Raw genomic sequence first — 14,242 nt, forward strand, 5'->3', positions numbered from 1 at the left:
GCCGTGACCGAACCGTCGCCGTCGCGCCGACCCCATTGCGGATGTGACCCAGGTCGCCCTAGTGTGGCGCGGATCGAGCTTCATTACCCGCCGGTAGGAGTAGCGTGGACAACTCCGACACCCCCGTGCGCCACGTGCTGTTCCTCAACTGGCGCGACACCGCCAACCCCGAGGGCGGCGGCTCTGAGGTCTACGTCGAGCGCATCGCCGCCGAACTCGTCGCCGCCGGGCACCGGGTCACCCTGCTCTGCGCCGCGCACGACAACGCCGGCCCGGCCACCACCACGCCCGAGGGCGTACGCGTGCTGCGGCGCGGCTCCCGGATGACGGTCTACGCACGGGCGGCGCTGACCTGCCTGGCGGGCCGGTTCGGCTTCGGCCCCCTGAGCCGGCGTGGTCTCGGCCGGCCGGACCTGGTCGTCGACGTCTGCAACGGGGTGCCGTTCTTCGCCCCGCTCTACGCCGGTCGTCCGGTGCTCGCCCTGGTGCACCACGTGCACCGGGAGCAGTGGCCGGTGGTCTTCGGTCCGGTGATGGCCCGGCTGGGCTGGTGGATCGAGTCGCGGCTGGCGGTCCGGCTCTACCGCCGCTGCCGGTACGTGACGGTGTCGGAGGCGAGCCGCGCGGAGCTGGCGGCCCTCGGGGTGGACGCGGACCGGATCGACGTCGTGCCCAACGGGACGCCTCCGGTGACCGGCCCACCGCTGCCCCGCACGCCGCACCCGTCGCTGCTGGTGCTCGGCCGGCTGGTGCCCCACAAGCGGGTGGAGATCGCCCTGCGTACGGTGGCCGAACTGGTCACCGAACTGCCCGACCTGGAGCTGGTGGTGGCCGGCCAGGGCTGGTGGACGCAGCCGCTGCGGGAGCTGTCCGAGTCGCTCGGCATCGCGAGTCATGTCCGGTTCACCGGTTTCATCAGCGAGGACGAAAAGCACGCGGTGCTCTCCTCGGCCTGGCTCGCGCTGACCCCCTCGCTCAAGGAGGGCTGGGGCCTGACCATCGTGGAGGCCGCCGCCCGGAGCACCCCCACCGTCGCGTTCCGCTACGCGGGCGGCGTCGCCGAGGCGATGGTCGACACCGAGACCGGGCTCCTCGTCGACGACGAGCCGGAGTTCACCGCCGTCGTGCGCGAACTGCTCGCCGACGACGTGCGGCGCAAGGCGATGGGTGAGGCCGCGCTGCTGCACGCGTCCCGCTTCAACTGGACGGCCACCGGGGCGCGGTTCGCCCACCTGGTGACGCAGGTGACCGCCCGCCCCTGAGCGCGCTCCCGGCCGACGCCGGAGACGACGAAGGGCGCCCGCGTCAGCGGGCGCCCTTCGTGCGTTGGTTCAGCGCGTGCCGTACAGCGGAGCCTCGGTTCCCTGCTCACTCACCTTGGTGTTGGCGGCCTCCTTGGCGGACGGGCTGAGCGCATTCGCCAGTCCGACGCTCCCGAGCAGGCCGAGCACGACCCCGAGTACCCCGACGGCGACGAACGCGGGCAGGTTCCTCATCCACCTTCTCCTTCCGCGGGACTCGCGTGCCGGGACGCTACCACGCGGTAGCCTGCCCGCGCAGCGCCCGAAAAAACGATCCCCGCCACCACCGTTCCGGCCAGGAGGTGGGCCCATCCCACCGGGCCGGGCCGGGCGGGCGCTGGCGGCGGCGTCCAGTCCGGGTTCTCGTAGAGGGTCAGCTCCGGTCCCCTGTGGACGGTCCGCAGCCCGACCAGCGCCGCCGGGGCCGGGGGCGGGCCGGCCGCCCGCTGCACCAGCACCCACCGGGAGCCGGTGCTCGACAGGGGCGCACCGGCGGCGAGCACCTCGCGTACCCGGGCGGCGCGGTGGTCCTCGCCGGCCACCGCCAGGTCGCCGACCCGCAGCGTGTCGTCGATGAGCACCGGCACGGCGAGGTACCGGGGCGCCGGATCGATCACCACCTGCCCGTGGTTCCACGGATGGCTCTGGTACTCCTGGAACGGCAGCGAGATCACCTCGCCCGGCCGCTGCGTGGTCAGCCGCGCCACCGTCGCCCAGTCCGCCGGCCAGGCCACCGGGTGGAGTCGGCCGACGCCGCCGAAGGCCAGGTCGGGCAGGAGCGCCACCGGCAGCAGCGCCGCGCCGACCAGCGTCACCGCGGCGGTCGTCGCGTCGAAGCGGGCCGCCAGCCGGTCCGCGATCCGTTCCGCGCCGAGCGCGCCGGACACCGCCAGCGCCAGCGCGTACGGCACCAGCAGCTTCTGACCGTCGCGGAACAGGCCGGCGCCGGGCACGTTGGCGACCAGCCAGCCGAGCAGGTCCGCGCCGCCGGGCAGCACCCCGAGCGCCGCCGCCAGCCACGAACCGGCGGCGAGCAGGCCGAACCGGCCGACGGCCGACGGCGACCAGCGCCGGCGCAGCAGCGCGACGCCGTACCCGGCGACGGCCAGCAGCAGCACCGTGGCCAGCGGCACCAGCACGACCTCCCGGGAGGCGGGGGTGCTCTGCCCGTTCCAGATGCCGCCGGTGCCCGCCAGGGCCGCCAGCGGGCCGGCCCAGTTCTCCGCGCGCGCGGCGAACGCCACCACCCCGGCCGGATCGGACCGACCGGCGTCGGCGGTGACGAACCCGGCGACCAGCCACGGCGCGTTGAGCAGCATCGTCAACCCCACGCCCAGCGCCGTCGACCGGGCGGCCGCCGGGTAGCGCCCGGGCAGCAGCACCGCGACCGCGGCCAGGGCGAGCACCCCGCCGGTGGGCGTGATCGCCGACGCCGCCGCCGCGAGCAGCAGCCGGCGCAGCCCGCCGCGGCCCGCCCGCACGTCGAGGGCCGCCCGCGCCAGCCAGGGCAGCGCGGCGTACGCGACCAGCAGCCCCCACTGCCCGATGAGCAGTCGCTCGGCGAGGTACGGCGTCCAGGCGTACCCGACGGCGGCCACGACCCGTACCGAGACCCGGCCGGTCGGCACCAGCCGGGCGGCGCCCAGCGCGGCCAGGTACACGATCGCGCACAGCACCAGCCGTTGCAGCAGCCAGCCGGGCACCACCTGGCTGGCCAGCGCGACCACCGCGTCCTGCGGGACGGCCCGGGGCAGCGCGGTGGCCGGGGCGATGGCCTCCCAGCTCAGCGCCTGCCGGGGCACGAAGACCATGTCGTAGCGGAGCACGTAGCCGGGCAGGGCCAGCGGAGCGAGCACCACCACCGTCACGGCGGCGGCCACGCCGTGCGGCACCAGCCGTTCGCGCATCCCTGACCTCACCACTGCCCGGGCGCGACGACCGCCGCGCTGGTGGCGGCCACTGTACGCGGGCCTGCGCGGGGGACCGAACCATCCGTTGGCCTGATGGGAACAGCGGCCGGCGATGTGGCAGTCTTCCCGCCATGGCATCGACCGGGTCCGAAAGGGCCGCCCAGCCTGACGAGAGCGGACTGATCGGCGGCTGGGTACGCGCCGACCCGGTACGGGCCATCGGCGTCGCCATGATCGTGGCCAGTCTGGTGTGGCGGGCGCAGCTCGCCTCCCGGGGCCACCTCGCGGTCGACGACTGGGTGCTGGTCTCCCGGGCGGCGGAGGCCGACCTCACGCCGGACTTCCTGCTCACCCTCTACAACAACCACTTCATGCCGGCCGCCCTGCTGCTCACCTGGGTGGTGACCCGGGTGGTCGGCCTCGCCTACTGGCCGTACGTGCTGCTGATGACCGCCGGCCAGGCGGTACTGGCGGTGGCTTTCTTCCGGCTGCTCCGCACGCTCGTCCGACCCGGCCTGGCACTGCTGGTGCCGCTCGCGATCTTCCTGTTCAGTCCGCTCACCCTGGAGGCCGGCACCTGGTGGGCGGTGGGCGTGAACATGGTGCCCATGCAGCTCGCCATGGTGCTGGCCATCGGCGCCCAGCTGCGCTATGTCCGCACCGGTCGTCGCCGGCACCTGGTCGGTCTGGCCCTGGCGGTGGTGTTCGGGCTGCTCTTCTTCGAGAAGGCCCTGCTGGTGGTGCCGCTGGTCTTCCTGTTCACCGCGTGCCTGCTCGTCGACGGCCCGCCGGTACGGGCGGTGCGGGACACGGTGCGCCGCTACTGGCCGTCGTGGGCGGTGCTCACCGCCGTCTCGCTGAGCTTCGCCGGGCTCTACCTGACCCGCTCGGAATCTTCGCTGCGCCAGCCGGACTCGCTGAACGAGGTGTTCTCGTTCCTGTGGCAGCTGCTCGGCTCGACCGTCGTCCCGGGCCTGCTCGGCGGGCCGTGGGCATGGATGGCGGCGGGCGACGGCGCCCCGGTGACCGCGCCGCCGGAGCTGGGCCGATGGCTGTCCTGGGCCGTCTTCCTGACCCTGGTCGTGCTGACCGTACGCCTGCGGCGCACCGCCGGGCGCGCCTGGGTGCTGCTCGGGGCGTACCTGGCCCTCGTGGTGGCCCTGCTGGGCGCGACCCGGCTCGGCTCGGTCTACAGCGACGTGGCCGGTTCCGTGCCCCGGTACGTCACCGACGTGGTCGTGGTGGCCGCGCTCTGCGTCGGCGTCGCGCTGCTCGGCCTGGCTGCCCCGGTCACGGGGCCGGCGGACGGTACGACGGGGCACCCCGCGGACGGGGAGCGAGAAGCGGGCGACCGGCGGCCGGAGTGGCTGACCCGGTACCGCGAGACGGCCAGCACCCTGACCGTCGTCGTGCTGCTCGCCGGGGGTCTGGGCACGGCCTGGAGCACCGCGCGGTACGGCGACGAGTGGGCCGTGAAGCGGGGCCTGGCCTACCTGGAGACCGCGCGTGCCGAGTTGGCCGCGGCCCCGCCCGGCACGGTCTTCCTCGACCGGCCCGTCCCCGAAGGCGTGGTGCCCAACCTGTCCGCGCCGTACAACCGGCAGTCGAAGTTCTTCCAGGCGCTGGAGGACGGCCCGGTCTTCGTCACCGGGGCGGAGGAGCCGGCGATCTTCGACGACCAGGGACGCATCACCCCGGTCCGGGTCGACGGTCCCGCCGTCCCGCCCGGCCCCGACGAGGGCTGCGGTTACAAGATCCTCGGGGGGCAGACGATACGGCTGCCGCTCAGCGCACCGCGCGACGACTGGTTCTGGGTGGTCCGGGTCGGCTACCTCAGCTCCGCCGACTCCACCGCCGTCTTCCGGCTCGGCGGCAGCGCCCGGGAGTTCCCCGTCAAGCAGGGCCTGCACCAGTACTTCTTCGAGTTCACCGGCGGCGGCGACACCGTCGAGCTGACCGTCCCGCGCCACGGCGTGACGATCTGCACCAACGAGGTCGTCGTCGGCACCGCGGTGCCGCAGCAGTGAGCCCGCCGGGCACGGTCACTCGGGACGGAACAGCACCGAGTTGACGTAGCGGGGGCGGGGCCAGAGCACCCGGCGGGCGAAGCTCTGCCCGACCCGGGCGATCGCCGCGCGCTGGTGCCCGCCGAGGTCGAAGTCGGCCAGTGGCACCCAGTCCCGCCCCGGCAGCACGTACCCCCGGTAGCCCCAGCCGGCGAGCAGTTCCAGCAGCGGACCGACCGGCTGGATGCGCTCCTCCACCTCGATGAGCAGCACCGGCCGGTCCCGGCGGACCGTCTCCGCGGCGCCCCGCAGCGCCGGCAGCTCGTGTCCCTCGATGTCCAGCTTCACGAAGCGCACGTCGGTCAGGCCGAGCGAGTCGAGCGTGATCCGCCGGACCTGCACCGGGTCGCCCTGCCGCGGGTCCTCCAGCGAGGAGGTGCCGACGATCGCCCCGCCCTCGGGCAGGTAGAGCGACGCGGTGCCCTCGTGGTCCGACACGGCCGCCTCGACCACCTCGACGGCCGGGAACGCCGCCCGCAACTGTCGGGCCAGCGGCGGGGTGGGCTCCACCGCGACCACCCGGTCGGCGCGCCTGAGCAGTCGGGCCGTCCACGGGCCGTACCAGGCGCCGACGTCCACGGCCGTGCCACCGCGCGGGACGAAACCGGCCAACCGGGCCAGCTCCGGCTCCACTCGGGGGTAGACCCGCCGGATCGCGGCCGCGACGAACCGTTCGGGCAGGACCGAGGCCAAACCGGAGGTGGCTGCGGAGGCCACGTGCGTCGACGCCATGGGCCAGCACACTAGACGCTTCCCGGCCCGATGGGCAGGGGCTGACGCAAGACCCTACTGACCGGTACCGTCACCCGGGGTCGGGCCCGTTCCGGCCGCTCCGCCGGCCGCGACGCGCACCGCCCGCGCCGGACAGCAGCGCGACATGGGGTGACATGACCCGGACGACGGGCAGAGAAGCCGGAGCCGTCCGGCTCGGCGCTGCGGGCGCCGCCGTCACCGTCGCCACCATGCTGACCAACGCGCTGGCCTACCTGGTCCCGGTCCTCGGGGCCCGCCGGCTGGCCGCCGCCGAGCTGGGCGCGCTGGCCACCGCGCTCGCCCTCGCCGCCATCGCGGCCGTGCCCGGCTTCGGGCTCCAGATCGCGGTGGCCGCGCACCGCGCCCGGTGGGGCGCCACCAACGCCGCCCGCCTCGCGCTGCGCACCGCCGCGCTCACCGCCGGAGTCACCGCGCTGGCCGCCCCGGCGCTCAGCGCGGCACTGCGCCTGCCGGTGGCGCTGACCCTGCTGCTCGCGGCGACCACGTTCGCCACCGTGCTGGCCGGCCGGTGGCTCGGTGAACTCCAGGGCGACCAGCGGTTCCTGCGCCTGGCCGCCGCGATGACCGTGCTCGCCGCCGGCCGCTACGGCGGGCTCGTGCTCGGGCTGGCCCTCGGCCGGGGGCCGGTCGCCTGCCTGCTGCTCGCCACGCTCACCGGGCTGGCCGTCCTGCCCCTGCTGGCCCGTCTCGCCCGCCCGGTGCGGCCGGCCGCGCCGGCCCCGCGCACGGGCGCCCCGGCCGCCGCGGTGGACCGCCGGCTGACCGCCCGGCACGTCATGACGGCGTGCGGCGCGTCGTTGGCGATGCTCACCATCTCGTACGCCGACCTGATCCTCGCCCGCCAGCTACTGCCCGACGACGCCTCCGGCGGGTACGCGGTCGGGTCGGTGCTCACCAAGGGAGCGCTCTGGGCGCCGCAGGTGGTCACCGTGCTGGTGCTGCCCCGCCTCGCCCGGGGCGACCAACGGGCCCGGGTCGCCGCGCTGGGGCTGATCCTGGCCTGCGGCGCGGTCCTGGTCGGCGCCTCCGCGTTCGCCGGCGAGCTGGCGTTCCGCCTCGCCGGTGGGGCGGACTACCTGCACCTGGCCGGCGCGGCACCGCTCTTCGCCGCCGTCGGCGCCCTCTACGCGGTGGTCTTCATGCTGGTCAACGACCAGGTGGCGACGGGTGCCCGGTGGCCCGCCGCGCCGCTCTGGGCGGCCACCGCCGTCCTCGCCGGGACGGCCCTGCTCGTCGCGCCGCGCACGGTCGAGGGCGTCCTGGTCTGCGCGCTCGCCACCGCCGTCGCCACGGCCACGGTGATGGCCTGGCTGACCTTCCGCCGCCCCTCGGCCGGCCCTACCCGACCCGGCGGCTCCTGAGGTGCCGGCCGTGGCGGTCAGGTGCCGGCGGCGAGCCAGGAGTGCAGCAGGTGGTGGTCGATCGAGTCGACGCGGCCCAGGGGCCGTCCGACGGCCGCCCGCTCGCGCAGCTCGTCCCGGGTGAACCAGCGCGCCTCCAGCAGCTCCTCGCCGTCGACCCGCACCCGCTCGGAGGCGGCGGTGGCGCGGAAGCCGACCATCAGGCCGGCCGGGAACGGCCACGCCTGGGACCCCACGTACGCCACGTCGGTCAGCGTCACGCCGGCCTCCTCGGCCACCTCCCGCCGGACGGCGTCCTCCAGGCTCTCGCCCACCTCGACGAAGCCGGCGAGCGTCGAGTACGACCCCTCGGGCGCGCCCGCGTGCCGGGCCAGCAGGCAGCGGTCGGGGGCGCCGGGCGCCTCGATCAGCACGATGACCGCCGGTTCGATCCGGGGAAAGAGGAGCCGGCCGCAGTCCGCCCGCGCGCACGAGCGCACGTGTCCACCGCCCCGGGCCACGGTCGACGCCCCGCACGTGCCGCAGAAGCGCTGCTGCCGGTGCCAGTGCAGCAGGCCCCTCGCGTACGCCTGGACGGCCGCCCCGGCCGGGTCGAGCCGGCCGACGAGCGCCCGGACGTCCACGGCGGCCGCCGCCCCCGCCACCTCGACGGCGGCGGCCTCGGGCAGCCCGGAGAGATCCACGGCGAAGACGGCCGAGCCCTCGTCCATGCCGAGGAAGACCGTCTCGTCGGCGACGGCGAGCGCCCCGGCCGCCCGTTCCCCGGTCAGCCGCACCGGCGTGTCCCCCGCGACCAGGCAGCGGTCCCGCCAGAGCGGCAGCAGGGTGCTCGCCGGGTCCGCCAGCAGTGCGGCGAGCCGTTGCTGGTCGGTACGCAGTTCGCCCGCCCGGTCCAGCCAACCGCCCCCGTACGCGAGGACCGCCTCGTCCGCTTTCATGCCCCTACCGTGCCATGCCCGCCGCCCCGGCCGGCGGTCGGCCGGTGTTCCCCGACACGCCGGACGACACGCCGTACGCGACGGTACGGGCGGAGGCTGCCGCCCCGCCGGGGCGCCGGTTACCGTAGGTGTCTTCCGGGCGGAGGTGTGCTCCCCCGTTGTGGTACGTCCGATCGAGGTGACCGTGACGCTGTACGGCGAGAAGCCCCCACCCGCCGACGACCGGCCCACCGTGCAGGTGACAGCCGTGACCTGGCCCGGTGACGAGCCGGAGCCGGTCGCGCCGGCAGCCGGGCCGGGCGGCTCACGGTCCCGCCGGTTCCGCCTGCTGCTGGCCGCCGGGGTCGCCACGGCGGTGCTGGGTTCCCTGGCCGGGGCGGGCGCCTACGCGTACGCCGGTGACGTGCCGCGCGGGACGACGGTGCTCGGCGCGGAGCTGGGGGGCCGGAGCCGCGCGGACGCCGCCCGGGAGTTGCGGGCGGAGCTCGAACGCCGCGCCGCCGCCCTGAACGCCCCGCTGTCGGTACGCGTCGGCGAGCGGACCGCCACGATCGACCCGGCCGCCGTCGGCCTGTCGATCGACGTCGACGCCACGGTGGCGGCGGCGGCGGAGGCCGAGGCGCACGCGGTCGACCGGCTCGTGGGGTCCCGGGCGGTGCAGCCCGTGGTGACCGTGGACACGGCCCGCCTCGACGCCGCCCTCGAGAAGGTCGTCGGCGACCAGGGCCGGAAGATGACCATGCCGGCGATCACCTGGAAGGGCACCACGCCCAAGGCGGTGCATCCGAAGCCGAGCCTCGCGCTCGATCCGGAACGCTCCGCGCAGGTGGTGCGGGAGGGCTGGCTCGCCGGGCAGCCGGTGACCGTGCCGCTGGTCGAGACGCACCCGGCGACCAGCGCCGAGGAGGTGGACCGGCTCGTGGCCGAGCTGGCGAAGCCGGCCGTGGCCGCCCCGGTCACGCTGACCACCGGCAAGGGCTCGGTGCAGGTCCCGCCGAAGGCGATCGCGAAGAGCCTGCGGTTCACGGCCGACAAGGCCGGCAAGCTGACCCCGCAGGTCGACGTGAAGCGGCTGCGCGCCGCGCTCGGCGGCGAGCTGGCCGCCATCGAGGTGCCGCCGAAGGACGCGCGGATGACCATCTCGGGCGGCAAGCCGAAGGTCGTCGAGGGCAGGCCCGGTCAGCAGCTCGACAGCGAGGCGCTCGGCCGCGACCTGCTCGCCGTCCTGCCGAAGGCGGACGACCGGAAGGTCACCGGCGAGCTGAAGCCGGCGGAGCCGGAGCTGACCGCGGCGAAGCTGGCCGGGCTGGGCATCAAGGAGCGGGTCTCCACCTTCACCACGCGGTTCACCGGTGGGCTCTCCTCGCCGCGCAGCCAGAACATCGTCACGATCGCGAAGGACGTGGACGGCACGGTGGTGCTGCCCGGCGAGACGTTCTCCCTCAACGGGCACACCGGCGAGCGCGGCTACGCCCAGGGCTACCGGGACGCCCCGGTCATCCTCGACGGCAAGCTGGTCCCCGGGGTGGGCGGCGGCACCTCGCAGTTCACCACCACGCTGTTCAACGCGACGTACTACGCCGGGCTGGAGGACGTCGAGCACAAACCGCACTCGTACTGGTTCAGCCGGTACCCGGCGGTCATCGAGTCGACCATCTTCTGGCCGGACCTGGACTTCAAGTTCCGCAACAACACCGAGCACGGCGTACTGATCGACACCTCCTACACGTCGAGTTCGGTCACCGTGTCGATCTGGAGCACCAAGATCTGGGACAGCGTGAAGACCGAGTACACCCCGCGCCGCAACATCACCCAGCCGAAGACGGTCTACCTGGAGCCCGGCCCCACGTGCATCCCGGCGAGCGGCAGCCAGGGCTTCACCCAGGACGCCTTCCGGGTGTTCAAGAAGGACGGCAAGGTCGTGAAGCGGGAGAAGTTCACCTGGCGCTACTCCGCCGAGCCGCGCTTCATCTGCGGTCCCGAGCCGTCCTGACGGCCGCCTGACTCACGCTCGGAGAAGCCCCGCCGGCCAGTCGCCGGCGGGGCTTCCTCATCCCGTACGCACACCGCGCCGACCACCGGGGCCACGCGATCCAGCCCGAGCCTGACCGACACCGCGGCTACGGACGACCACTGCTGACCCGCTACCGCCGATGATGGCCCACAACCGCCGAGCACTGATACCTAGGTGGCATGAAAATACCTTCGTGGTATCGGGCGAGCGGACTTCACCGCCGTCGTCGAGATCCGGCGCAGCCAGTCACGGTTCATGAAACAGACCCGGAGTTCCTCGGACGGAGGGCTGTCCCAGGGCCTGAGTTGAGCGAGGCCACGCTCCGGATGTCGAGCGTCCCTGAGCAGCGGCGGCACCGCACCACGCGGCCCGGTCGGGCAACCCGTCCGGAAAAGGGTGCCCAACGCAGTTCAGGGCCACCCCGAAGGGTGACCCTGAACCGAAAAATTGTCCGGCGGCGTCCTACTCTCCCACACCCTCCCGAGTGCAGTACCATCGGCGCTGGAGGGCTTAGCTTCCGGGTTCGGAATGTAACCGGGCGTTTCCCCTCCGCCATGACCGCCGTAACTCTATCGACATATCAAACAACACCACACACCGCGTGGTCTGTTGTTCGTTTATCGAGAGTTGCACAGTGGACGCGTAGCAGCTTAGTAGTCAAGTCCTCGGCCTATTAGTACCGGTCAACTGAACCCGTTACCGGGCTTACATTTCCGGCCTATCAACCCAGTCGTCTAGCTGGGGGCCTTACCCCCACAAAGTGGGGTGGGATACCTCATCTTGAAGCGAGCTTCCCGCTTAGATGCTTTCAGCGGTTATCCCTTCCGAACGTAGCTAACCAGCCGTGCCCCTGGCGGGACAACTGGCACACCAGAGGTTCGTCCGTCCCGGTCCTCTCGTACTAGGGACAGCCCTTCTCAAGTATCCTACGCGCACGGCGGATAGGGACCGAACTGTCTCACGACGTTCTAAACCCAGCTCGCGTACCGCTTTAATGGGCGAACAGCCCAACCCTTGGGACCTGCTACAGCCCCAGGATGCGACGAGCCGACATCGAGGTGCCAAACCATCCCGTCGATATGGACTCTTGGGGAAGATCAGCCTGTTATCCCCGGGGTACCTTTTATCCGTTGAGCGACACCGCTTCCACTCGCAAGTGCCGGATCACTAGTCCCGACTTTCGTCCCTGCTCGACCTGTCAGTCTCACAGTCAAGCTCCCTTGTGTACTTGCACTCAACACCTGATTGCCAACCAGGCTGAGGGAACCTTTGGGCGCCTCCGTTACCCTTTAGGAGGCAACCGCCCCAGTTAAACTACCCACCAGACACTGTCCCTGAACCGGATAACGGTCCGAAGTTAGATACCCAAATCAACCAGAGTGGTATTTCAAGATTGCCTCCACCCATACTGGCGTATGGACTTCACCGGCTCCCACCTATCCTACACAAGCTAACTCAGATACCAATGTCAAGCTATAGTAAAGGTCCCGGGGTCTTTCCGTCCTGCCGCGCGTAACGAGCATCTTTACTCGTAATGCAATTTCGCCGGGCCTGTGGTTGAGACAGTGGGGAAGTCGTTACGCCATTCGTGCAGGTCGGAACTTACCCGACAAGGAATTTCGCTACCTTAGGATGGTTATAGTTACCACCGCCGTTTACTGGCGCTTAAGTTCTCCGCTTCGCCCCGAAGAGCTAACAGGTCCCCTTAACGTTCCAGCACCGGGCAGGCGTCAGTCCATATACATCGAATTACTTCTTCGCATGGACCTGTGTTTTTAGTAAACAGTCGCTTCCCCCTGCTCTCTGCGGCCATACAACGCTCCACCCGCGCGGGGCTTCACGTCTCCGGCCCCCCTTCTCCCTAAGTTACGGGGGCAATTTGCCGAGTTCCTTAACCACAGTTCGCCCGATCGCCTCGGTATTCTCTACCTGACCACCTGTGTCGGTTTGGGGTACGGGCCGCTAAGAACTCGCTAGAGGCTTTTCTCGGCAGCATAGGATCACTGACTTCACCTGAATCGGCTCGGCATCACGTCTCAGCCTCCATGTGTTGCGGATTTGCCTACAACACGGCCTACACGCTTACCCCGGCACAACCACCGGCCGGGCTCAGCTACCTTCCTGCGTCACCCCATCGCTTGACTACTACCCGCCAGGTTCCCACGCTCCCCCAGTTTGGTCCGAAGACCGCCCCAAGTTCGGATGGTTAGCACAACGAGGTTCATCAGGGACGCTCTTTCGCGGGTACGGGAATATCAACCCGTTGTCCATCGACTACGCCTCTCGGCCTCGCCTTAGGTCCCGACTCACCCAGGGCGGATTAGCCTGGCCCTGGAACCCTTGGTCATCCGGCGGAAGGGTTTCTCACCCTTCTTTCGCTACTCATGCCTGCATTCTCACTCGTGCCGCGTCCACAACTGGGTCACCCCGCTGCTTCACCCCCGGCACGACGCTCCCCTACCCATCCACACACCTGCACAACACATCAAGGCGCTGCAAGGTTAAAATGTGAATGCCACAGCTTCGGCGGTGTGCTTGAGCCCCGCTACATTGTCGGCGCGGAACCACTTGACCAGTGAGCTATTACGCACTCTTTAAAGGGTGGCTGCTTCTAAGCCAACCTCCTGGTTGTCTATGCGACCCCACATCCTTTTCCACTTAGCACACGCTTAGGGGCCTTAGCTGGTGATCTGGGCTGTTTCCCTCTCGACTACGAAGCTTATCCCCCGCAGTCTCACTGCCGCGCTCTCACTTACCGGCATTCGGAGTTTGGCTGATTTCGGTAAGCTTGTGGGCCCCCTAGACCATCCAGTGCTCTACCTCCGGCAAGAAACACGCGACGCTGCACCTAAATGCATTTCGGGGAGAACCAGCTATCACGGAGTTTGATTGGCCTTTCACCCCTAACCACAGGTCATCCCCCAACTTTTCAACGTTGGTGGGTTCGGCCCTCCACGCGGTCTTACCCGCGCTTCAGCCTGCCCATGGCTAGATCACTCCGCTTCGGGTCTAGGACACGCGACTGAATCGCCCTATTCAGACTCGCTTTCGCTACGGCTCCCCCACACGGGTTAACCTCGCCACATGCCACTAACTCGCAGGCTCATTCTTCAAAAGGCACGCCGTCACCCCGCAAGGCTCCGACGGATTGTAGGCGAACGGTTTCAGGTACTATTTCACTCCCCTCCCGGGGTACTTTTCACCATTCCCTCACGGTACTCGTCCGCTATCGGTCACCAGGAAGTATTCAGGCTTACCAGGTGGTCCTGGCAGATTCACGGCAGATTTCAGGGGTCCGCCGCTACTCGGGAACACCCACAGAAGGTCAGCAACTTTCACCTACCGGACTCTCACCGTCTACGGTCAGCCATTCCAGACTGTTCGACTAGCCACTGACTTTGTAACTTCTCGAACGAGTGTCAGCTCGCTCAGCAGGGTCCCACAACCCCGACCACGCAACCCCTGACAGGTATCACACGCAGCCGGTTTAGCCTCAATCCGCTTTCGCTCGCCACTACTCACGGAATCACTATTTGTTTTCTCTTCCTACGGGTACTGAGATGTTTCACTTCCCCGCGTTCCCCCCATACACCCTATGTGTTCAGGTGTAGGTGACTGGACATGACTCCAGCCAGGTTTCCCCATTCGGACACCCTGGGATCACAGCTTGGTTGACAGCTCCCCCAGGCCTATCGCGGCCTCCCACGTCCTTCATCGGCTCCTGGTGCCAAGGCATCCACCGTTCGCCCTTGACAACTTGACCACAAAGATGCTCGCGTCCACTGTGCAATTCTCAACAAACGACCAACCCACAACCCACAAGCCCCACACCAGCACCACCACAGTGATCGGTATGCGAGACCAGGCCATGCCTGGCA

Annotated in this window: 8 protein-coding genes and 2 rRNA genes; 4 read left to right on the top strand and 6 right to left on the bottom strand. The window is 70.5% G+C overall.

Going from position 1 to position 14,242, the window contains the following annotated elements; genetic code table 11:
- Window positions 1–104 precede the first annotated feature (104 nt).
- A complete protein-coding gene (locus tag CLT72_RS20295; RefSeq protein WP_101413144.1) occupies window positions 105–1,262 on the top strand; it encodes a glycosyltransferase family 4 protein in 1,158 nt (385 codons plus the stop codon).
- Between the two features lie 69 nt (window positions 1,263–1,331).
- Here the strand turns inward: CLT72_RS20295 and CLT72_RS31970 are convergent, their stop codons facing one another.
- Window positions 1,332–1,496: a hypothetical protein gene (locus CLT72_RS31970; protein WP_157747273.1), complete on the bottom strand. Its 165-nt coding sequence runs from the start codon at window positions 1,494–1,496 to the stop codon at window positions 1,332–1,334.
- Window positions 1,493–3,208, bottom strand: coding sequence for an MmpA family trehalose lipid delivery protein (locus tag CLT72_RS20300; protein WP_101413145.1), 1,716 nt, complete (start codon window positions 3,206–3,208; stop codon window positions 1,493–1,495). The genes CLT72_RS31970 and CLT72_RS20300 overlap by 4 nt, the downstream gene beginning before the upstream one ends.
- A 134-nt stretch (window positions 3,209–3,342) precedes the next feature.
- On the opposite strand from CLT72_RS20300, the gene CLT72_RS20305 reads away from it, so the two are divergent.
- Window positions 3,343–5,238 (top strand): hypothetical protein, encoded by a 1,896-nt coding sequence (locus tag CLT72_RS20305; protein WP_486484286.1) that lies wholly within the window; start codon window positions 3,343–3,345, stop codon window positions 5,236–5,238.
- Between the two features lie 15 nt (window positions 5,239–5,253).
- On the opposite strand, the gene CLT72_RS20310 is transcribed toward CLT72_RS20305, so the two are convergent.
- Window positions 5,254–6,009 carry an FkbM family methyltransferase gene (locus CLT72_RS20310; RefSeq protein WP_089002986.1) on the bottom strand — a complete coding sequence of 252 codons (756 nt, stop codon included), beginning with the start codon at window positions 6,007–6,009 and terminating at the stop codon, window positions 5,254–5,256.
- Window positions 6,010–6,164: 155 nt separating this feature from the next.
- Here CLT72_RS20310 and CLT72_RS20315 point away from each other — a divergent pair, with 155 nt between their 5' ends.
- Window positions 6,165–7,412, top strand: a complete 1,248-nt coding sequence (locus tag CLT72_RS20315; RefSeq protein WP_197697781.1) for a polysaccharide biosynthesis protein — start codon at window positions 6,165–6,167, stop codon at window positions 7,410–7,412.
- 17 nt (window positions 7,413–7,429) lie between these two features.
- Here the strand turns inward: CLT72_RS20315 and nudC are convergent, their stop codons facing one another.
- Window positions 7,430–8,350, bottom strand: coding sequence for an NAD(+) diphosphatase (nudC, locus tag CLT72_RS20320; RefSeq protein ID WP_101413146.1), 921 nt, complete (start codon window positions 8,348–8,350; stop codon window positions 7,430–7,432).
- Between the two features lie 178 nt (window positions 8,351–8,528).
- Here nudC and CLT72_RS20325 point away from each other — a divergent pair, with 178 nt between their 5' ends.
- Window positions 8,529–10,343 carry a VanW family protein gene (locus tag CLT72_RS20325; protein ID WP_101415282.1) on the top strand — a complete coding sequence of 605 codons (1,815 nt, stop codon included), beginning with the start codon at window positions 8,529–8,531 and terminating at the stop codon, window positions 10,341–10,343.
- A 470-nt stretch (window positions 10,344–10,813) separates the two neighbouring features.
- On the opposite strand, the gene rrf is transcribed toward CLT72_RS20325, so the two are convergent.
- Both rrf and CLT72_RS20335 read right to left on the bottom strand, forming a co-directional pair.
- Window positions 10,814–10,930, bottom strand: a 5S ribosomal RNA gene (gene rrf / locus CLT72_RS20330).
- An 87-nt stretch (window positions 10,931–11,017) separates the two neighbouring features.
- Window positions 11,018–14,127: ribosomal RNA gene (locus tag CLT72_RS20335) — 23S ribosomal RNA — on the bottom strand.
- Window positions 14,128–14,242: the final 115 nt, after the last annotated feature.

This window comes from Micromonospora sp. CNZ309, assembly GCF_002846525.1.